Below are 21,089 nucleotides of genomic sequence, written 5' to 3' on the forward strand. Positions count from 1 at the left end.
GATCAGTGAACGACTCCACGCGGCAGGAAGACGAAGAGATAGAAGCCGACCCAGATCGCCATCACGATCAGCGTGGCGATCCCGGCCACGGCGATCGCGCCGTGCGGTCCGGCCGCTACCACGCGTTCGATGTCTTCATCGGAGGGCGGCGCTGCGCTCGGATTCTCGTTGACGTCCATCTGAAGGATCTCCTTCGGGCAACGTTTGTTTAGATCAGTTCATGCGCTCGCGCGGCGGATGTGCCTCGCGGCTCAATGCAGTGGTGCCTTGCGCAGTTCGTTGACCTCGCGCTCCGTCACGGGCGAGCCATGATTGCCCCACGCAGTGCGAATGTAGGTGACGACAGCGGCGGCGTCCGTATCGCTCAACTCCTGGCCGAACGGCGGCATGCCGTACGGCTCGGGATTGCGTTGCGTGCCTGGTGGAAAGCCACCGTTCAGCACGATGCGAATCGGGTTGACGGCCGAATTCATTTCAATCGACTGGTTGCTCGCGAGCGGCGGGTAATGCTGCAACTGGCCTTCGCCGTTGTGGCCGTGACAGAGCGCGCACTTATCCATGTAGATCTGGCCGCCGAGTTCGAACGTTTTGGTGTTGGTGTGCGCCGGCGGCCCGGATTTGCGACCACGGTCGTTATCGGGCAACGTCTTCAGGTACGCCGCCATCGCCTTGATGTCGTCGTCGGTCATGTACTGCAGGCTGTGATAGGTCACCTCGGCCATCGGACCATAGACCGCGCCGCGATCGGAGATGCCGGCCTGCAGCAGATCGACGATGTCCTTCACGCTCCAGTCGCCGAGACCGCCGTCCTTGTCGGACGTGAGCGACGGTGCGTACCAGTTCTGCACGGGAATCAGGCCACCGGCAAACTGATCGCGCTGAGACGAACCGCCGAGCAGGTTGATCTTCGTGTGGCACAGCGTGCAATGGCCGAGTCCTTCGACCAGATACGCGCCGCGATTCCATTCCACCGAATGGGTCGGATCCGGCTTGTACTCGCCTTCGCGGAAATACAGCGTGCGCCAGCCGAGCAGCAGCTTGCGCTGGTTGAAGGGGAATTTCAGCGACTGCGGATGGCTTGGCTCACGCACCGGCGGAACCGATTGCAGATAGGCGAAGATCGCATCGGAGTCCTCACGCGTGACCTTGGTGTATTGCGCGATCGGCATGGCGGGGTAAAGCAGCTTGCCGTCCGGCGTGATGCCCGTGCGCATCATGTGGAAGAACGCGTCCGGACTCCATGCGCCGATGCCGTACTGCGCGTCGGGGCTGATGTTCGGTGAGTAGAGCGTGCCGAACGGCGTTTCCATCGCGAGTCCGCCGCCGAACATCTTGCCGCGCGGCGCGGTATGGCAGGCGATGCAATCGCCGGCGCGCGCGAGGTACTCGCCGCGTTTGACGATGTCAGGGCGGGTATCGGCGCCTGTGTTGGCGGCGATTGCTGCGGTTGTTGGCGTGGCGCTCGTTGCGGTAGTACTTGTGGCAGCGGACGAGTTGCGCATCAACGACGAATGCGGGGCGCTCAGTGCGAAAGCAACGGCGATGGCGCCGATGACGGCGAAACGCGCAGACGCGCGGCGACTCGTCCGAGGAACCCGTGCGATATGTGCGGAGATCGGCTTCATTGCGGCTGACTCCCGCAGGCCAACGGCAACGTACCGTTGCTCGACGAGGCCGGCCGTGGGTCGTCCGGCCTCGGCTGACGGGCAAGCCAGCTCGACACCGCGGTGATGTCCTTGTCGGTCAGCTTGACGGCGATCGCATGCATGCAATCGGGCGCGACCGCATGGCGCGTACCGGAGCGCCAGGTCCCCATCTGTCCGGCGATGTAGCTCGCGTGCAGACCGAGCAGTCCCGGGATGCCGGGTTGCGCGCCAGTCAGCCTCGCGCCGTGGCAGGCCGCGCATGCGGGCAGTTTGCGGGCCGGGTCGCCGTGCGTGACGAGCCGCTCGCCGTACTGCAGTACCGCAGGCGAGATGTTGCCGGTGTCGGCATTCGGGTAGGGCGGCTGCAGGTTGGCGAAGTACTCGCTGATCTTGTGCAGGTAGTCGTCGGGCAGGAAGGCGATCAGATAACCCATTGGCGGATAGGTCCGCCCGCCGTCGCGAAACGCGATCAACTGATTGAACAGATAGTCGGCAGGCTTGCCTGCGATGCGCGGGAAGTAGTCGTTGTCGCGCCCCTGTCCCTGCGCACCGTGGCAGGAGGTGCAGGCGCGCACCCGCTGGTCCATTGCCGATGGCATGGGGGCGTCCGCGTCAGTGGCGGCGAGTGTCGTACAGGCCCACGTGGTGAAAGCCACAAACAGAATCGACGATTCGATAGTTCTTCGATGCACGCCAAGCCTCGGGGGACGTGTTGTTGACGTCTGGTTTTCATGCATGCAACAAGCCGATGCATGACAGCCCTTCAAACCTGCTCTAGACCGCGACAGCGAAACTGTGAATCGGAACGAATTGAGGTGAGTTTATGCGGAGTGCGAAACAACGGGGCTGGGCATTTACTTTTTCGAAATCCCGTTTGATTACCTGTTGGATCGTCTGCAGCTACCGTCAGCGCTTGCGGACAGGTAACTCATATAAAAGCTGATTAATCATAGGCGGCATCCTCAGCGCTTTCAACGTCGCTTTTTCTGTTGCTGCGAGGTGACCCCAATGAGGCAGTTGCGCGGGTCTGGTGCTTCAACTAAACAGCCGCACCAAAGCGGCGCGCGCGCTGCTGACGCGTTCGCTTTCTCCCGTACGTCCCGGCAGGAGGTGAAATTCGACCGCGGGGAGCGCCGGCAGGCCCACGCTCGGCGCACACGCGACAACCCCAGGACCGATCGACGATTCGTTCAGACATCCAATCCCGAGTCCGGCTTTCAATGCCAGTTGCAGACCCGCGACGCCCGACGCCGAATGGGAGATCAGGTAGGCGACATTGAGATCGTCGAGCAGTTTGACGACAAAGCGCTGCAATTGACACGTGGACGGTAGCAATACCAGCGGGAACGGTTGGCTCACGCGCGGATCCGCATCGGCTGCGACGGCCCACAGCAGTTTCTCGCGCCGCACGACGACCCCTTGCGGGCGGCCGCCGCCTGCCGCGCCGCGCCGGTTAGCCGGTGTCACGAGACGCAACGACAGGCCGATGTCGAATGTCGCGTCGTCTCCGGCGCGCTCGTCGATCACCGCGCTTGGCAATACGGTGACGTGCAGTTTCAGCCGCGGATATTGCTCCGAGAACGTTTTCAGAATACGGGCGATGTCGTGCGGGCGGTAGTAGTCGGTGATGGCGATGCGCAGCTCGCCGTCGAGCGAGTGACCTTGCAGGTCGTCGAACGCAGCTTCGCTCATGGCGAGAATGCGGCGCGCATGATCGAGCAGCCGCGCGCCGGCCTGGGTCGCCGTGACGCCCTGCTTGCTGCGCACGAACAGCGGTTGGCCCACGCGCTCCTCCAGTTTCTTCAACTGCTCGCTCACCGACGACTGCGACAGGAACACCCGCGCTGAACCCGCCGACACGCTGCCGGCCTCAGCCACGGCGACGAAAGTTCGCAGTTGGCCCAAATCGAAACCACGCCAGTTCATGATTCGGATTCTCCGATGGAAGTGTTCCGATTTTCCGGCTTTTCCGATGGTTCGTCCAGTCGTACGATGGCCGCAATTCTTCTTTGCGGGAGGCATCATGGGAAGCGGTTCTTTGGTTGCGGCACAGGCGTCCCGCGCACGCGGCGCAAATCACAGGTGGAAGGTCCTGGGGGTGGGCTTTGCCGCCAATGCGAGCTTTTCGGCCGCGTTTTCCGGGATCCCGACGACCGCGGTGTTTCTGCGCTCGGGCTACCACATCGGCAATAGCGGTTTGGGACTGGTACTCGGCATGCTTGGGCTTGGCATTGCGCTCAGCGAGCTGCCGTGGGGGCTCCTGACCGATCGTTGGGGTGACCGGAAGGTTCTGTTGCTCGGCCTGGGAGCGACGGCGGTCGCGCTGGCAGGCATGGCGTTGTTCGTCGTGCCAGGCGGCGCACACGTGCCGGGTCTCACGATGCTGGCGCCCAGCCTGCTGCTGGTCGGGTTGTTGGGCGGGAGTGTCAATGGTTCGAGTGGCCGTGCGGTGATGGCATGGTTCCGTGACGGCGAGCGCGGACTGGCCATGAGCATCCGGCAGACCGCCGTGCCCGCAGGCGGCGGTGTGGGCGCGTTGATGTTGCCGGCGCTCGCGGCGCACTTCGGTTTCGCCAGCGTGTACGGAGTGTCGGCGCTGTTGTGTGCGGTGACGGCAGCGTTCGCGTGGTACTGGCTGCATGAGCCATCGGTACATGAACATTCCGACAGTCGGCCTGGCGTTGCCGGGGCGGTGGTGTCGGACGCAGTGAGTACTTCGAGCGCAACTATGATCAGCCCGTTGCGCGATGCCCGTGTTTGGCGGGTCGCACTGGGCATTGGCACGCTGTGCATGCCGCAGATCGCGGTGGTCACGTTCGGCACAGTGTTTCTGCACGACTTCACGCACGTCGGCGTGTTGCTGATCAGCGCGACGATGGCGGCCCTGCAAGCCGGCGCCGCGATCGCGCGTGTCTGGAGCGGCGGCTGGACCGACCGGCGCGGCAACCGCCGAGCCTATATGCGCGCGTGCTGCCTGATAACGGCCGGCTTATTCGCGGTGCTGGCGCTCGCGACCGTGGTGGCAGGCGCGCATTTCGCGGCGTCGACGGCGGCTCTCACCGTACTGATCCTGCTGGGTGGCGTGAGCGCTTCGGCCTGGCATGGCGTTGCCTTCACCGAACTCGCGACACTGGCCGGCACGCGTCGCGCCGGCACTGCGCTCGCAATGGGCAATACGTTTGCGTTTTCGACCTTGTTCCTGACACCGTTGGTCATTCCACTGCTGCTCTCTGTTGGTTCCTGGCCGCTGGTGTGGGCACTCGCCAGTGCGTGTGCGTTGATCGCGTTGCCAGTGTTCCCGCGTGCGGTGGTTGCCGGCGCTCGCGCCGCGACGTCTGCGCAGGTGCGGTGCGAGCCGTAAGCGGTTCAGGTTTGGGTTCAGATTCGGGTTTAACGCAAGAGGTTTCTTTACTCCTGTAGATAAAGTTTTGCATTCCTCGCTTTAGGAACTGCGGTCGAAATGTGAATTGATTCGGAAAGCTCCGATTCAAATCGTGTTCATCAGATGGTTTTATGGAGGCGCATTCCACGCCGCTTCGACGCCGTGTGCCGAGTCGGACCGAGCCGACTCGAGCCAGGTCAGGGTCGCGCCTGACAGCGTTTTGTCGAAGCGAACGATGCGCATACACATACAACAATCGAGAGAACATCATGGTGAACATTCGTGTCATCCTGGCGGACGATCATCCGTTCGTTTTGCTTGGGGTTCGGTCCGCAGTTTCTGCGCATCGCGACATCACCATCGTCGGCGAGGCGACGAGCCCGGCCAGCTTGATCGACCTGCTGCGCGACGTCCCTTGTGACGTGCTCGTCACCGATCTGAACATGCCCGAGTCCAGCGGCGCGATGGCGGACGGCTTGAGTCTCATCCAGCGCATTCGCCATGACTGGCCAGCGCTTGGTGTGGTGGTGCTGACCAACCTGACGAACGCGGCCATTCTTCGTTCGGCCGCATCCGATCATGCGGTGAGCATACTCAACAAAACCGAGCCGATGGATGAACTGGTGACGGCAATGCGCTCCGCCAGCACGGGTCGCCCGTACATCGGCCGGTCTATCCTCGAAGCGTTCAGCGAAGTTCGAATTGAATCGAACGCCGCGCCACGGACGCGTCATTTGTCGACGCGAGAGTCGGAAGTGATCGGAATGTTCGTACAAGGCAAGTCGGTATCTGAAATCGCTCTCGCGCTTGGACGCGATATTCGCTCCGTCCGCCGACAGAAACGCTTTGCCATGACGAAGCTCGGTGTCACCACTGATCCTGGTCTGTATGCGCTTGTCAAAGCCAAGGGTGGCGTCTGACGATTAAATCGGATTGCGAATTAAAACGGTTGTAGAAGCAACCATCGGTCAGCATTTCGGAGCAATCCGATGTTTGTGTCCTGGCAAATGTTTGATGCTCGCCTCTAGTCCAGTTGTTCCGTTAGAGAGCACTGGGAAACGAGAACTGGGGGAGCCAGACACCATGAACGCAAGCGTCGACATAAGCACACCCATTAGAGCCATCATCGCGGACGATCATCCGCTTGTCCTGCTGGCCGTCGAGAACCTGATGTCTGGCTTTCCCAATGTAGCGGTTGTCGGCAGGGCATCCGACACAGCTGAGCTGTTTAGCGAGGCCGATCGCCTGGAGTGCGATCTCGCCGTGATGGACCTTTACATGCCGGGCAGCGTCGGAGGAGATGGCTTCGGCACCATCAGGCGGTTTCGCAAGCTCCACCCCAAGGTGGCGCTGGTGGTCCTGACCATGGAGACGGATGCGGATGCGCTGGAGCATGTGCTGTCGCTGGGTGTCGATGCAGTGATGAGCAAGCGCGACCGGGTCGATCTGATCCATGTGGCGATTGTCAGTGCGCTTGCTCACGAGCGTTATGTGGGGCCAGCGGTGCGCGCGCTGATCGCCGAAGCGACCGTGGAGCGGCGTCTGAACTTCGTGCGCGAACTCCTGTCACCGAGGGAGTTGGAGGTGCTCAAGCAATACGCATCGGGCATAGGCGTGACGGAAATCGCCACGCGTCTTGGCCGCAGCGTCAAGACGATCAGCGCGCAGAAATGTACCGCCATGCGCAAACTCGCGCTCCGCACCGACTCCGAGTTATTCAAGTTTTCCGTCGAGTATGGCGTGCTGTCCGACGATTTCCCGAAAGGCCGGCGCTGATCCGATACGGCGTCGCGCGCGCTGATTCTGCGCGGCGGTAAGAAAAATACCTGGCCACTCCGGGGGATGCACTGCGTGCACGGAGCGTCAGATAACAACACAACAAAACGATGAATCCGACTACTCGAGTCATTGTGGCCGACGACCATTGCTGCGTGCGCGCCGGCGTGCGACATCTGCTGGAAAGTGTGCCCCACCTGTCGATCGTCGGCGAGGCTTCCGACGCGCAAACGCTGGCTGAACTGGTCGACACGTGCCCCTGCGATGTCGTGGTGTCCGATATCGGCATGCCGGATATCGACGGTCTCAACAACGCCACGCCGATTCTGCGGCGCATCTTGCGGTATGCGCCGCATCCGCGCGTCGTGGTGCTGACCATGATCTGCAATCCTCCCACGTTGGCCGGTCTGTTGAATCTGGGTGTATCGGCCATCGTCGACAAGCGCGATATCGTCGATGCGCTGACGGAAGCGATCGACGCCGCAGTCGCAGGACGTAACTTTCTATCAGCTAGCGTGAAAGCCGTCTTCAGCCAGGCGGGAGCTTTCCCACATCCGCGTGCCGGTATTCTGAGTGCGCGGGAATGGGAGGTCTTGCGACTCTATATAGAAGGCATGCCTATCAGCGAGATCGCGCTGCGGTTCGAGCGCAGCGGCAAGACCATTAGCACGCAAAAGCGAAGTGCGATGCGCAAGCTTGGGCTCGAGTCCGATACGGCCCTGATCCAATACGCACACCAGATTGGTTTGACCTGAGGGCCTGTGAGAGAACTCCCCAGGCATTGTCGGGTAGTTCCGCTGATTTAGGAGTCGTCCGATTAGTAGATCTGCGTCGCTCTTCCATACTTTCGAGTGGCATGCGTCTCATGAGTGGTTGCAATGACCTCTCACGAAAAGATGATTCGGCATGCAAATTTGATTAGAGAATCTGCATGGCCGCGGGCCGGCGCCAAGTGCGCTCTTTCGCACCGTGTAACTCGGAGAGCGGGAGGAGAAGTAATGACCCTGGTTAAACGGTTAATGGTCGAAGGTGCGGGCACAGCATGGCTGGTGTTCGTGGGATGTGGCAGCATCGTTCTGAATACAGCAGCGGCGCAACCGGGCTACGGTGTACTTCAAGTGGCGCTCGCTTTCGGGCTCGCGCTCACTACCGCGACTTACGCACTCGAGCGCTTGTCCGGTGCCCACTTCAACCCTGTCGTCACGGTCGGCCTGGCTGTTGCCAATCGCTTCCCGATTCGCGATCTGGTGCCGTACATCGCTGCCCAGATCCTCGGCGCGATCGCTGGCGCCGCGGTACTGGCGTACGTGGCGAGCGGGCGCCCAGGGTTCGAGCTGGCAGCAAGCGAGTTCGGTGCCAATGGCTTCGGTGATCATTCCCCGGCGGACTATCAGTTTCATTCGGCTCTGGTGATCGAGTTGGTGATGTCTTTCGCTCTGGTGATGACGAACCTGCTGATGTCGCGCAGAAACGTTTCGCGCTCCGTTTCGCCACTCGTCAAAGGCGCCTGCCTCGCGCTGATCTATCTGATTGCATTGCCTGTCACGAATGCGTCGGTCAATCCGGCTCGGTCCACAGGGCCGGCATTGTTCGTCGGCGACTGGGCGCTGGATCAACTCTGGCTGTTCTGGGCGGCACCGCTGGCCGGGGGCATCGCCGCCGGCATTCTGTACGCGCGCATGTGGGGTAAGCCACGCGCAAGCCGGGGCGGCCAGAGCGGAGAGCAAGGTGAGGTCGCTTGATTCCCGCTCCCCTGCGGAGCGATCCCTACCTGTCGTGAACGCGTCAGAGCGCTGGACTGTACGCGCACTATTGCGGCATCTGCTGCAGGCCGCTGTGGTGTGCGTCATGCTCTTCGTCGCGCCGTTCGCGCTTGCGGCCAGTTTGCCGACGGACGCTCCCGCGCCGGCGAGTGGCGCGTTTCCCGCCAGGCTCGTCGTCGGCATGCTCGCAAACGGATGGGCGCCTTTCGAAGCAGTCGACGATGGGCGCCTTACCGGCTTGAGCGGCGATTATTTGCGGGCGCTCGTCGGACCGGACGTCGTCATCGAGACGCAGACCTATCCCGATATGCCGCAACTGCTCGCGGCCCTCTCGTCCGGCAAGGTCGACCTGGTGATGAGCATGGCGCGCACTGCGGAGCGCGAGCACAGTCTCAGCTTTACCGCACCTTATTTCCGGGCCTCAACGTCGGTCGTCGTCAGGGTTGACGACAAGGCCGTGCAAGATGCCACGCAGCTCGCCAACGCCCGGATCGCGGTCGAGAAGGGCTTTGCGATGGACCGGTTGCTGCGCGAGCGTTTTCCGCACGCCCAGATCACCGCGTTCGCAGACACCGCCTCGGCGTTGCGGGCCGTCGCAAAGGGCGATGCGGACGCTTATTTCGGCTTCACCCCGTCGGTTCAGTACACGCTCGCGAATGACGAGTTCCACGGCTTGCGCACCGGTTTCGAGGACAGCAGCAGGCCGAGCGAACTGCGCTTTGCCGTGGCGCGAAATCGTCCCGTCTTGCGCGACGCGTTGGACCGCGCATTGGCCGCCATGTATCCGGCCGACGAGGCCGCCATCCGCGCTCGCTGGTTGGGAACGAGTTTCGATCCGCCATCTGACTACGCCCCGCGGCGTGTCGTGCTGACACCCTCCGAGCAGGCATGGCTGCGTCTGCTGCCTTTGCTGATAGGCATCGGCGTAGCGCTGGCGGTGACCCTGCGCGCCTACCTGCTGCTGCAGCGTGAGGTGCGCTTGCGCAAGCGGACCGAGCGCGAACTGGCGGCACAGCTCAACTTCCAGCAGACGATGATGGAGATGGTGCCTTATCCGCTCGTCGCAAAAGATCTCGACGGACGCTACATGGCGATCAATCGCGCTTACGAGGTGAGTTCAGGCTTGCGGCGCGAGGCGGTGCTGGGACGGACGAGCCGGGATGTGCAGGCGTGGGGACTAGACAATAGCCGCAAGCTGGAAAGCGCGACGCGCGAAATGCTGAGAAATGGCGAGCGTTTCCAGCTTGAGCTTGAGTTTGCGGACCGCAATGGCGAGATGCGGATCGGTCTGTTCTGGACCAACCTATGCCGCGATGTGGATGGCGAGCCTTCCTGCGTGCTCGGCACGGTCGTCGACATCACCGATATCCGGCGCGCCGAGATGCTAGCCCGCGAAAACGAGCGGCGCCTGTTTGACGTGACGCGCTCGTTGCCGGCGGTGGTTTTTCAACTGCGGCGCGACGAGCGCGGCCGCTACTCGTTTCCTTACATCGGCGGCAATGCGCGGCACTTGCTGGGTGGTGACAGCGACACGCTCGCGAAACCCGGTGACATCGATTTCGAGCGCGTGTGGGCGGCAGACCGGCCGCGCGTGCTGGCTGAACTCGAGCGCTCGGCGCGCTCCGAGACCCCGATTCACATGGAGTTTCGCTCTGAAGGCTCCGACGGTCTGCGGTGGGTGCGCGCCGAACTGGTGCCGCGTCGTGAAGCAGCGGGCAGCGTGGTGTGGAGCGGATACTGGGTCGATGCGAGCGCGGAGCACGCGCGTTCGGAGGAACTTGCACGGGCCCGCGATCTCGCCGAGGCCGCCTCGCGTGCCAAGGACGATTTTCTGGCGATGATGAGCCACGAAATCCGTACGCCGATGAACGGCGTGCTAGGCCTCGTCGAAGTGCTCGAACGTACGCAGCTGAATGCCGACCAGGGCGAAATGCTGGGCATGATCCATGAGTCCGCCGGCGCATTGCTGCAGATCCTGGACGACCTGCTCGACTATTCGAAGATCGAAGCCGGCCGTTTGACCCTCGAGGCGGAACCGATCGACATGCGCGATCTGGTGGACAACGCTGTGGGGTTGCTCGCTGGACGCGCGCACGAAAAGGGCCTCAAGGTGCGCGTCGATATAGCGCCCGAAGTTGCGGCCAGTTTGCGCGGCGACAGCGTGCGTTTGCGTCAGATCCTGTTCAACCTGCTTGGCAATGCGATCAAATTCACGCTGACGGGCGAGGTTGACGTGCGCGTCGCCGTCGCGGAGCAGACACAACAGACCCAGACGCTCGAGATGAGCGTGGAAGATACAGGAATCGGTATCGAGCCAGAGGTTCAGGCGGCCTTGTTCGAACCGTTCGTGCAGGCTGAATCGTCGACAACACGGCGCTTCGGCGGCACAGGACTTGGCCTGACCATCTGCCGCAAGCTCATTGCGCTGATGGGCGGCGCGCTCTACCTGCAGAGCACGCCCGGGGTAGGCACCCGCATGACCGTGCGCGTGGTGATGCCCATCGAGGCGCAGCACTATAAGGTCAGTGGTTTGCGCGGCAAGCGAGGAATCGTCGCCGTCTCCGACGCACGTGTCGCACAGGCGCTGGTGCACTTTGGCCGGGCGCTCGGCATCGAGTTGCGGCGGGTCAGTCAGGGTGCCGCAGAGTTGAGCGACCCGGCAGCGCTCACCGACGTCGAACTGGTGTTCCTCGGCGAGGAGCTGGAAGTGCCCGCCGCCGTGCGCTCACGTGCGCGCGTCGTCTATCTGACAGAAAAGCCCAAGCCTACCGGATACCGCGTTCTGGACGACGCGGTGCGCGTGAGTATCAATCCCATCTCCTGGCGCGGGCTCGGTGCAGCATGCGCCGCTTCACTCACGGGATTGTCGACTCCCGCACCGCGCGCGCGGGAGTCTGCGGAAACGGCGATGGTGCCTCCCGACAGGGAACGCGCCATCGCGAGCGGCCGGCTGATTCTTGTGGCGGAAGACCATCCGGTGAATCAGGAACTGATCCGTCATCAACTGGCCTTGCTCGGATTTGCCTGCGACGTGGTGAACGATGGCGTGGAAGCACTCGCCGCGCTGCAACAGACCCGCTACGGATGCCTGATCACCGACTGTCACATGCCGAACCTGTCCGGCTACGAACTTGCACGGCGTGTGCGTGAAACTGAAGAGGGCCGTCTCGGCGGCAGTGGCATATCGCATCTGCCCATTCTCGGCATCACAGCCAACACTGCGCCTGAGGATCTGAGTCAATGCCGCGACGCCGGCATGGACGATTGCCTCGTGAAGCCGACCCGTCTCGCGACGTTGCGCGAACATCTGAGCCGCTGGTTCGGTACAGAGATTGTGCGTCAAGTTGCGTCGGTCGAAGCGGTCAGTACCGCACCGGCCGCCGTGGCCCAAGGTCAGGAGCCTGTCGAGGCGTTTGTGCCTGTGGATCTCGCTCACATGACGCAGTTGTGGGGCAGCGAGTCAACGGTGAAGGCGCTGCTCGACTCGTTTGTGACATCTGTGCGCGACGACGTTCGCGCTTTGCCGCCGTTGCTCGATCATGTGGATGTCGCTCAGTTGCGTCAATGGCATCACCGGGTTGCCGGCGCTGCGGGCGTCTTGCAGTACGCGCCGTTGCTCGCCGCGTTGGAGCAATACCGAAGCGGCCTTGGCGGCAAATCGCCGGAGCGGCTGCGCGCAGATGGCATGGCGCTCGTCCAGAAATGCAACGCCATGCTCGATGGCATCGAAGAGCAGGCCGCTTTGCTCGCATAGCAGCGAGGCAGTGATTCAGATAGCCAGCTGGTGAGCGGTAGCTGACCCGCCTGACTCGCTCAGCGTATTCCCTTCACATTTGCCCAGACGAAAAAAAACGCGGCCGAAGCCGCGTTAAAGATTGGAGACATCCTTCGGTGAAGGAGTCACTTCTCGCTGCCTGAAGCATAGCGCCAGGCAGCGATTTGATTGCATCCGAATCTCGCAATTATCTATTTTCTGATTTTGTAAGAAAGACGGGCGTCCGGCCCCTGCGCGCTAAGCCCCACGTCGGCCCGCGATTTACACTAGTATGGGGTGGCTCCGTGCGCGACCCATGTGTGGTACGGCGGTGCACCAAGTCCGGAGAAAAAATATGAATGCAATTCGGAAACTCAGTCTGGGCGTTGTTTTTTGGGCACTGGCGTCGGGGATCGCCTTCGCAGACACGGTGGCGCTGAAGGCGGATCTCGAGCCGTCGAGCGAAGTCCCGCCGCGCGTCAGCCACGCACACGGCATGCTTGACGCCACCTTCGATACGTCCACCAAGGCGTTGCAGTGGACGGTCACCTATGCGGATCTGTCGAGTCCCATCTCGGCCGCACACTTTCACGGCCCAGCACCGGTCGGGCAGAACGCAAAAATTCAGATCCCGATCGACAAGAGCGCGCTTGCCAGTCCGATCAAGGGCTCCGCCACGTTGACGGACCAGCAGGTGACCGACCTGATGGCCGGTCAGTGGTACTTCAATATCCACACCGCGCAGAACCCGATGGGTGAGATTCGCGGTCAGGTACGACCTTCCAACTAGCAGTCGTTGCGCGGCCTGCTGCTCTCCATTTGTCCGCTGCGTAGCAGGCGGGCGTGCATGAATCGTCGCAGGATTAGAACCGCCCATCCAGCGGATCATTGTGCGAACCCACGTACCATGACGGTTGACCATTCATGGAGGGTGTCCCGATGAGTTGGCAAAGTGCGCTCGCGTGCTGGTACCTGCGCCGGCAGTTTCGACCGGCCACATTAAAGACCGAGATCAGCGTCGAGGGTGCGCGTGCTCTTACGGCGAAACGTGCCTGGTCGCCGAAAGTGCCTGCGGGCTGGCGCTTACTGGAACAATACGGCCCCGGCGAAACGTTGCGAGGCGAGTGGTTCGAGCCGGCCGCCGGCAGCGGCGAGACAGCCGGCGCTGTCGATACCCCCACCATTCTCTATCTGCACGGCGGCGGTTATTACTTCTGCTCGCCGCGTTCCCATCGCTCGATTGTGTTCGGCCTGGCGACACGCTCGGGTGCACCGGCGTTTTCGCTCGACTATCGGCTCGCGCCTGAAGCACGCTTTCCCGCTGCTCTCGACGATGCGTTGGCCGCCTATCGGCTACTGCTTGCGAGCGGCAGGCCGGCGGAATCGATTGTGATTGCGGGTGATTCAGCAGGCGGCGGCCTGGCTCTCGCTACGCTGGTTGCTTTACGCGACGCCGGTGATCCTTTGCCGGCAGGCGGCGTGCTGTTTTCGCCGTGGACCGATCTGGCCGCGAGCGGCGCGTCGATCCGCATCAACGATGGGGCCGATCCGATGTTCAGCGGTCCTGCGATCGGCCGGGCTGCAAAGCTATACCTTGGCGATACGCCTGCGACGCATCCGTATGCCTCGCCGGTCTATGCCGATCTGCACGGCCTGCCGCCGCTTTTCATTCAGGCCGGCAGCACGGAAGTGTTGCTGGACGACTCGCGACGGGTAGCCGAGAACGCACGCAGCGAGGGTGTGCCTGTCGAGTTGCAGGTGTGGCCGAACATGCCGCACGTCTGGCAGATCTTCACGCCTTTCATTCCCGAGGCCCGCCGCGCGCTCGACGGCGCCGCTGCCTTTGTGCGCGAGGTAGCGGGCCCGCGCAGCGCTCAACCGTCGAGCGCGATGTCGATGGTCTGATAGGCGGTCTTCACGAGTTCCGGTCCATATTGCCGCTCGAGCCGCCGCACGGTGAAATGGCCGTGCGCGACCAGCTGGAAGTGGTCCATGAAGACAGTGTTGACCATCGCACCCAGCACAGCGCCGATCGCCGGAATCGACTTGGCGGCGATCTGTTCGCTGACCTGCACGGAAAAGCGCGACGCGATCGTATTGAGCAGGCGCAACAGCGCCGTCGATCCGTGTGAGGTGAAGCCTTTGGTCGCGATCTCCGCCGACGCCTTCGAGACCGCCTGCGCCAGCGCGCCGCGCATGATGAAGTAGCCGTAGTCGGCGTCGTCGTCGGCTTTCGACGTGCCGCCCATCCCCAGCACCGTCAGACATTGCAACTGCGCGTCGATTGACGAGAGGTCTTCGCCTTCGCTACGCGCAATATCGCAGATCGAGCGGAACATCAATGTGGTTGTGACCGGCAATTCCACCGGCAACGCGAACAGCCCGAACGCGCCGCCGGCCGCGCCGGTTGTCGCCACCGCGAACTTGTGCAGCAGATTGCTCGGCCGGTCGGGAATCGCAAGCGGCGGCGCGTCGGGGTCGTGCCGCCCGAGCGTGCGTAGAGCGAGCTGCAGGCACTTGCGTAACGCGAGCTGGGTTGCATCGTTCACCTTCTCGTTGGCGATGGCCGGCATCCGCGACAGGAGCTTTTCGAGCGGCGCCCCGACGATGCTGGCCAGTTTCATCGCCAGCGCCGGGCTTTCCAGCTCGTGTTTCGCGCGTCGTAGCGCGCGCAGATCCTCGGCGGACAAGCTCTGTTCGGCGAGCGAAGTGGACTCCATGTGCCTCCCTGTGGCGGGCAAATTCTGTAATTAGCTGATCGTCGGCGCACCGGATGAACGCCAACACAGCCAGTTTAGAGCGCCATAACATGCTATGATTCCCCATTGTTTGACGCGTCAACCGTTGCGCTATCAAAAAACATGGCTGTCCATACTGCGGCCCACCATTCGAGTGGGCAAGTTTTACCGTTCCGGGAATCGCTCATGGCGATGCTCGGCGTTTCCTTTGTGACGATGCTTGTCGCGCTCGACCAGACCGTGGTCGGCACGGCGCTGCCTACGATCGTCGCTGAGCTCAAGGGCTTCGAGCTTTACGCGTGGGTCGCCACGTCGTATCTGCTGACCTCGGTCATTACCGTGCCGATCTTTGGGCGGCTCGGCGATTACTACGGGCGCAAACCGTTCGTGATCGCGTCGATCATCGTTTTCACCGGTGCCTCGGTGCTCTGCGGCATGGCCAACAGCATGCTGTTCCTGGTCCTTGCGCGCGGTCTGCAGGGTATCGGCGGCGGCATGCTGGTCGGCACCGCCTTCGCCTGCATTCCCGATCTATTCCCCGATTCAGTCGTGCGCCTGCGTTGGCAGGTGCTGATGAGTTCGGCGTTCGGCATCGCCAACGCCATTGGGCCGTCGCTCGGCGGCTTCCTCACGCAGTACTACGGCTGGCGCTCCGTGTTCTACGTCAATCTGCCGGTCGGTCTGCTGTCGCTCTTCTTCGTGTGGCGTTTTCTGCCGCATTTGCGGCACGTCGAGCATAAGGGCAAGATGCGCCTTGATTGGCCGGGCGCGTTGCTGATTGCAATCTCGCTCGGTTCCCTGCAACTGTTCGTCGAAATGTTGCCCAAGCACGGCGTGTCGCTGACCTCGGTCGCGTTGCTGGTCGCAAGTGTGGCGTCTGCATACAGTCTGTGGAAATGGGAGCAGCGTTGCCCTACCGCCATCCTGCCTGTCGATATGTTCCGCAATCGCAGCCTTGCCGCGCTGTTCACGCTGGCGGTGCTCGGCGGCTTCTCGATGTTCTCGCTGCTGTTCTACGCGCCGTTGCTGTTCCAGGGCGGCTTCGGCATGTCACCGAAAGAAGCGGGTCTCGTGATCACGCCGCTCGTCGTGTTCATTACGATCGGCAGCATTGCCAATGGCCGGATCGTGTCGCGCGTGAGCAATCCGAATCTGATGCTGTATATCGGCTTCACGCTGATGGCGCTGTCATGCCTCGGCGCGGTGGTAGCAACGCGCGCCATGCCGGGATGGCTGCTGATGACGTTCATGGTGCTCGGCGGTTTGGGACTCGGCTTCGTGATGCCGAATCTGACCATCTTCGCGCAACAGACGGCGGGCCGCGAGCATCTCGGCATTGCAACGGCGCTGCTGCAATCGCTGCGGATGATCGGCGGCATGATCGGGACGGCGTTGACCGGCACGCTCGTCACGCATATGTACGCGAGCGGCGTGCGCAGCGCGCTGGAACACGATCAGGCGACGCAGTGGTTCCCGGATATGGGCGATCCGCAAATTCTCATCAACCATGATGCTCAGGCCACGCTGCTTGGTCAGTTAGCGCATGCTGGACACAACGGCGCGGTGCTGCTGGAGTCGGCGCGCGAATCGCTGGTGTCGGCGATTCATCTTGGCCTTGCGCTCGCCGCAATCGTCGCAGTGGCTTCGATCTGGCAAAGCCGCCGCGTGCCGCCCATCAAGCTAAAGCGTCAGGTCGAGCCGACCATCCTCGCTGATTGATTTCGAATACCCGCGTCATCGGAACACCATGGAACAACAGGATCGCGTCGCCATCGTTCAGCAGTTCGGCCGCACCTATCGGGCGTTCATGTCGGCGTTCGAGGGGCAGGTGGGACATCCCATGCCGCGCTGGCGGGTGATGCTGGCGTTGCACGACCAGGGTGGTGAGTCGTCGCAGAAGCGTCTTGTCGAGCGGCTGCGTATCGACCCCGGCGCCTTGACGCGGCAGCTTAAAGCGCTCGAGGTGCTCGGCTGGATTTCGCGCAGCATGGACGAGCGCGATAACCGCATCACCAACGTGCGACTCACGGAAGCCGGGACAGCGGCCACCGAGGAGGCGCTGCCGCGCCGTACCGCGTTCCTCAACGATACGATGGCCGCGCTGCCGGACGACGCGCTCGCGGCGCTGTCCGGTGCGTTGCGAATGCTTGAAGTGAGGATCGGGGAAGTGGTCGCTCAGAAGAACGTTTCGATCACTTCCGTGACCTGATACGAAGGATTGACCACCAGCAGCTGACGCCATTTATCGAACGTCAGACACGGATGCGAGATGTCGAACGCGATCATGTCGCCGACCTTCAGGTCCGCGCCTGCGGGGATCCGCAGATAGGCGTGCTGATCCATCATGCCGAAGATTTCCCATCCCTCGCCGGCCGCGATTTCGCGCGGCGCCTCAGTGCCTGGGCGATAGTGTTTGGCGGGTTCTGGCATGCCGGCGTCGAATGCTGAATCGCGCTTGCCGAGACCGATGATGGCGCGATCCGGCTCTGGAATCGACTGCACGTAGGCCCACAGCTGCAGCGCCGGCAATAGCCCTTCGCCCATCTTTTTGGCGACCGGATTACGAGCAAAGATATCCGTCTGCGCTTTCCGGTAGACGCCAACGTCGTGCGTCAGATAGCAGCCCGGCCGCAACACCACTTCGACCAGGCCATCCGCCGATGCCTTCACGAACTCTTCCGCGACCACGTCGTACCATGCCGAGCCCGCGCCCGACAAAATAGCCGGTGTGCGCGCAAAGCGTCCTTCGTCGACCAGCGTGCGCGTGATGGCGACTGCGCCTTGCAGAAACTCGCGGACTTCGTGTTCTTCCTTCAGTACGCCTTCGTACAACTCCACACCAGCGAGCTTCAGCGCATCTGGATAGCGCGCGATTGCGTCCAGCACGGCGGTGCGTTGCGCTTCGTCGCGCACGCCGGTGCGGCCGCCCGGCACACCGAGTTCAAGCAGCACGTTCAGTGATTTGCGCACCGAGCCGAAGAATTTGCCGAGCTGCTCGACACCATCCACCGAATCCACGAGACAGAAGAATTCGAACTCCGGATCGCTGAGCATCTCGGCGATTATCAGCATGTTGCGGCGACCGACCAGTTGATTGGCCATCAGAATGCGCGACACGCCGCCGTGATACGCGGCCCGCACCTGGTGCGCGGTAGCGAGCGTGATGCCCCACGCGCCGGTTTCAAGCTGACGTCGAAACAGTTGCGGCGCCATGGTGGTCTTGCCGTGCGGCGCTAGCTTGACGCCGTATTCGGCGACGAACGCCTGCATCCATTTCAGGTTGTGCTCGATACGATCCGCGTAGAGCACGGCAGCCGGCAGGCTCACGTCTTCGTTCAGCAGATTCCATTCAAGGCGCGCCGCGTCCAGCAACTGGATACTGGTGCCTGGAACCATGCCCAAGCCCTTGCTATAAGGATCAATCGTTGCGCCCTGATAGTTTGTAACTTTCATGTAATCCTGCTCCATCGTCCAGATAAATCACAGCGAAGTTGACTTTCACATGTTACCGAAAGTAGCATGTTTCCTGAAATGTTATTTAGTACCACGGCATCAACGCCTGCTGGTACAAGTTGCCGTAGGTGGTGTCGCGCGTTGCAACGGTCCTCCCGATCTTTCCGTTTTTCCATGAATTCCAGCGCTGAACCGCTTACTTTCGACATCGTCGCCCGCATCGCCGAATGCGCGCCGGAACTGCGTTCGGCCGAGCGCAAGGTGGCCGCGCTGATCCTCGACGACCTGACCGGCGCATCGCGCGCGAGCATCGGTGCGCTGGCGCAGCAGGCCGGCGTCAGCGTTGCCACCGTCACGCGCTTTGCCAAGGCGGTGGGTTGCCGCGACGTCCGCGAACTGAAGTTGCGGCTCGCCCAGGCGGCGGCGGTGGGGCAGCGTTTTCTGCAAGGCAACGCGGCAGCCGACGCGCCCGAACCGCTCGCCACCCGTGTGTTCGACGAAGTGCAGACCGCGCTCACGCACAACCACCAGTTGCTGTGCCAGGCACCCTTAGCCGAAGCGGCCGCCGCGTTGCGCGAGGCGCGCATGATCTACGTGTTCGGCATGGGCGGCGGTTCAACCGCGCTCGCCGATGAAATGCGTTTCCGTCTGGTGCGCCTCGGCCGACCCGTGGCAACCTACCAGGACGGCTTGCTGCAACGGATGGTGGCGAGTACGGTATCGCGCGAATGTGTCGTGATTGCGTTGTCGACCACGGGCCGTGTGCCCGAGATGGTGGAGAACTGCCGCATCGCGCGCAGTTACGGCGCGACATTGATTACGCTGACCGCACCCGCTTCGCCGCTGGCGCGGCTGGCGGACTGGGTGATCCCGATCGTCGCGTTCGAAACCGATTTCATTTACAAGCCATCGTCATCCCGATACGCGATGATGATGGCGCTTGACGTGCTCGTCACCGAACTTGCCGTTAGTCAGGGCGATGAGAGCCGCGAATTGCTGCGCCGCATGAAGCACGCGCTCGACGCGCACCGCGGCGGCGGCGACCGACAACCGTTAGGAGACTGACCCATGCATTCGCATCCTGAAGCGGCGGATACGCTGATCATCGACGCTCAACTGTACGACGGCACGGGCGCTCCGCCGGTCGAACGCGACGTGGCGGTGCGCGACGGCAAGATTGTGGCGATCGGCAACCTGTCGAACTGGCTGGCCGAAGAGATCATCGAAGCGAACGGCCGGGCGCTGGCGCCGGGCTTTATCGATGTCCACACGCACGACGACACTCACGTGATCCGCGCGCCGCAGATGCTCCCGAAGATCAGCCAGGGGGTGACGACGGTGATCGTCGGCAACTGCGGTATTAGCGCGTCGCCGGTCGAGTTGAAAGGTGATCCACCGGATCCGATGAATCTGCTGGGCGCGCGGGACGCGTTCAACTATCCGACCTTCGCCGCGTACGTGGAAGCGGTGAACGCGGCGCGCCCGGCGGTGAATGTGGGGGCGCTGATCGGACACACCGCGCTGCGCAACAACCAGATGGACCGCCTGGACCGCGCGGCGAGCGCACAGGAAATCGAAGGCATGCGCGCGCAACTCGAGGAGGCGCTGAAACACGGCGCACTCGGCCTGAGTTCGGGGCTGGCATACGGCTCGGCATTCGCGGCGCCGCCGGAGGAAGTGATGGCGCTGGCCGAACCGCTGGCGGCGGCGGGCGCGCTGTACACGACGCATATGCGCTCGGAGTTCGACACGATTCTCGACGCGATGGAGGAGGCTTACCAGGTGGGCCGCCATGCACGCGTGCCGGTGGTGATTTCGCATCTGAAGTGCGCGGGGCCGTCGAACTGGGGGCGCAGCGCCGAGGTGCTGAAGTCACTGGAAGGCGCACGCCGCCTGCAGCCGATCGGCTGCGACTGCTACCCGTATAACCGCAGTTCGTCGACGCTGGACCTGAGGCAGGTGACAGGCGAGATCGATATCACGATTACGTGGTCGGAACCGCATCCTGAGATGGCGGGCAAACTGGTGAAGGAGATTGCCGCCGAGTGGGGCGTGACGCAGCAGGAAGCGGGCAAGCGCCTGCAACCGGCGGGGGCGGTGTATCACAACATGTCGGAGGAGGACGTACGGCGCATCCTGTCGCATCCGGCATCGATGGTGGGTTCGGACGGTTTGCCGAACGATCCGCTGCCGCATCCACGCTTGTGGGGCGCGTTTCCTCGAGTGCTGGGGCACTACGTGCGGGATGCGGGATTGTTGCCGCTGGAGGAGGCGGTGCGCAAGATGACGAGTTTGTCGGCGCGGCGGTTTGGTTTGACGCAGCGGGGTGAGGTGCATATTGGCTACCACGCGGATCTGGTGTTGTTCGACCCGGCGCGGGTGCGGGATACGGCGACGTTCGACAAGCCGCTACAGCAGGCCGACGGGATTGACGCAGTTTGGGTGAATGGCGTGTTGTCGTATCGGGATGGTCAGCCGACCGGCGAGCGGGCGGGGCATTTTGTGGCGCGTGGTGAGGCATCGAAGGCAGATGCGCACGGCGCGTTTTGAGGGTTTGGTTTTTGGGTTTATTGATGC

Annotated in this window: 18 protein-coding genes; 12 read left to right on the top strand and 6 right to left on the bottom strand. The window is 62.6% G+C overall.

Annotated elements, in window-relative coordinates; genetic code table 11:
- Positions 1–2 precede the first annotated feature (2 nt).
- The 4 genes from BUS06_RS37760 to BUS06_RS05410 all read right to left on the bottom strand — a co-directional run bounded on the left by BUS06_RS37760 (position 3) and on the right by BUS06_RS05410 (position 3,572).
- Positions 3–179, bottom strand: coding sequence for a hypothetical protein (locus BUS06_RS37760; protein WP_167379371.1), 177 nt, complete (start codon positions 177–179; stop codon positions 3–5).
- Between the two features lie 72 nt (positions 180–251).
- A complete protein-coding gene (locus tag BUS06_RS05400; RefSeq protein ID WP_074263335.1) occupies positions 252–1,625 on the bottom strand; it encodes a c-type cytochrome in 1,374 nt (457 codons plus the stop codon).
- Positions 1,622–2,338 (bottom strand): c-type cytochrome, encoded by a 717-nt coding sequence (locus BUS06_RS05405; RefSeq protein ID WP_074263336.1) that lies wholly within the window; start codon positions 2,336–2,338, stop codon positions 1,622–1,624. The genes BUS06_RS05400 and BUS06_RS05405 overlap by 4 nt, the downstream gene beginning before the upstream one ends.
- A gap of 343 nt (positions 2,339–2,681) precedes the next feature.
- Positions 2,682–3,572: a LysR family transcriptional regulator gene (locus BUS06_RS05410; RefSeq protein ID WP_074263337.1), complete on the bottom strand. Its 891-nt coding sequence runs from the start codon at positions 3,570–3,572 to the stop codon at positions 2,682–2,684.
- Between the two features lie 97 nt (positions 3,573–3,669).
- On the opposite strand from BUS06_RS05410, the gene BUS06_RS05415 reads away from it, so the two are divergent.
- From BUS06_RS05415 to BUS06_RS05450, 8 genes are all read left to right on the top strand, one after another.
- Positions 3,670–5,007 (top strand): MFS transporter, encoded by a 1,338-nt coding sequence (locus BUS06_RS05415; RefSeq protein ID WP_074263338.1) that lies wholly within the window; start codon positions 3,670–3,672, stop codon positions 5,005–5,007.
- 152 nt (positions 5,008–5,159) lie between these two features.
- Positions 5,160–5,948 (top strand): response regulator, encoded by a 789-nt coding sequence (locus tag BUS06_RS05420; protein ID WP_367946951.1) that lies wholly within the window; start codon positions 5,160–5,162, stop codon positions 5,946–5,948.
- Between the two features lie 163 nt (positions 5,949–6,111).
- Positions 6,112–6,804, top strand: a complete 693-nt coding sequence (locus BUS06_RS05425) for a response regulator (protein ID WP_074263340.1) — start codon at positions 6,112–6,114, stop codon at positions 6,802–6,804.
- Between the two features lie 110 nt (positions 6,805–6,914).
- Positions 6,915–7,559, top strand: coding sequence for a response regulator (locus BUS06_RS05430; protein ID WP_074263341.1), 645 nt, complete (start codon positions 6,915–6,917; stop codon positions 7,557–7,559).
- A gap of 243 nt (positions 7,560–7,802) precedes the next feature.
- Complete coding sequence (aqpZ, locus tag BUS06_RS05435) at positions 7,803–8,546, top strand: aquaporin Z (RefSeq protein WP_074263342.1); 744 nt, start codon at positions 7,803–7,805, stop codon at positions 8,544–8,546.
- A gap of 34 nt (positions 8,547–8,580) precedes the next feature.
- Positions 8,581–12,321, top strand: a complete 3,741-nt coding sequence (locus tag BUS06_RS05440) for an ATP-binding protein (protein WP_074263343.1) — start codon at positions 8,581–8,583, stop codon at positions 12,319–12,321.
- A gap of 355 nt (positions 12,322–12,676) precedes the next feature.
- Positions 12,677–13,111: a CHRD domain-containing protein gene (locus tag BUS06_RS05445; protein WP_074263344.1), complete on the top strand. Its 435-nt coding sequence runs from the start codon at positions 12,677–12,679 to the stop codon at positions 13,109–13,111.
- Positions 13,112–13,260: 149 nt separating this feature from the next.
- Positions 13,261–14,226 (top strand): alpha/beta hydrolase, encoded by a 966-nt coding sequence (locus tag BUS06_RS05450; RefSeq protein ID WP_074263345.1) that lies wholly within the window; start codon positions 13,261–13,263, stop codon positions 14,224–14,226.
- On the opposite strand, the gene BUS06_RS05455 is transcribed toward BUS06_RS05450, so the two are convergent.
- The gene (locus tag BUS06_RS05455) at positions 14,196–15,041 is read right to left on the bottom strand and encodes an EcsC family protein (protein WP_074263346.1); all 846 of its coding nucleotides are present in this window, start codon (positions 15,039–15,041) and stop codon (positions 14,196–14,198) included. The genes BUS06_RS05450 and BUS06_RS05455 overlap by 31 nt on opposite strands.
- 141 nt (positions 15,042–15,182) lie before the next feature.
- On the opposite strand from BUS06_RS05455, the gene BUS06_RS05460 reads away from it, so the two are divergent.
- Both BUS06_RS05460 and BUS06_RS05465 read left to right on the top strand, forming a co-directional pair.
- Complete coding sequence (locus tag BUS06_RS05460) at positions 15,183–16,778, top strand: MDR family MFS transporter (RefSeq protein ID WP_074263347.1); 1,596 nt, start codon at positions 15,183–15,185, stop codon at positions 16,776–16,778.
- 28 nt (positions 16,779–16,806) lie between these two features.
- Positions 16,807–17,268 (top strand): MarR family winged helix-turn-helix transcriptional regulator, encoded by a 462-nt coding sequence (locus BUS06_RS05465; protein ID WP_074263348.1) that lies wholly within the window; start codon positions 16,807–16,809, stop codon positions 17,266–17,268.
- Here the strand turns inward: BUS06_RS05465 and BUS06_RS05470 are convergent.
- Positions 17,235–18,512 carry an amino acid deaminase gene (locus BUS06_RS05470; protein ID WP_074263349.1) on the bottom strand — a complete coding sequence of 426 codons (1,278 nt, stop codon included), beginning with the start codon at positions 18,510–18,512 and terminating at the stop codon, positions 17,235–17,237. The two genes, BUS06_RS05465 and BUS06_RS05470, sit on opposite strands and share 34 nt — an antisense overlap.
- Positions 18,513–18,686: 174 nt before the next feature.
- On the opposite strand from BUS06_RS05470, the gene BUS06_RS05475 reads away from it, so the two are divergent.
- Entirely contained in the window at positions 18,687–19,577 is an 891-nt protein-coding gene (locus BUS06_RS05475) for a MurR/RpiR family transcriptional regulator (RefSeq protein WP_074263350.1), read from the top strand.
- A 3-nt stretch (positions 19,578–19,580) separates the two neighbouring features.
- Positions 19,581–21,062 carry an N-acyl-D-amino-acid deacylase family protein gene (locus BUS06_RS05480; protein WP_074263351.1) on the top strand — a complete coding sequence of 494 codons (1,482 nt, stop codon included), beginning with the start codon at positions 19,581–19,583 and terminating at the stop codon, positions 21,060–21,062.
- Positions 21,063–21,089: the final 27 nt, after the last annotated feature.

Origin of the sequence: Paraburkholderia phenazinium, assembly GCF_900141745.1 — a bacterium.
GTDB classification, from domain to species: domain Bacteria; phylum Pseudomonadota; class Gammaproteobacteria; order Burkholderiales; family Burkholderiaceae; genus Paraburkholderia; species Paraburkholderia phenazinium_B.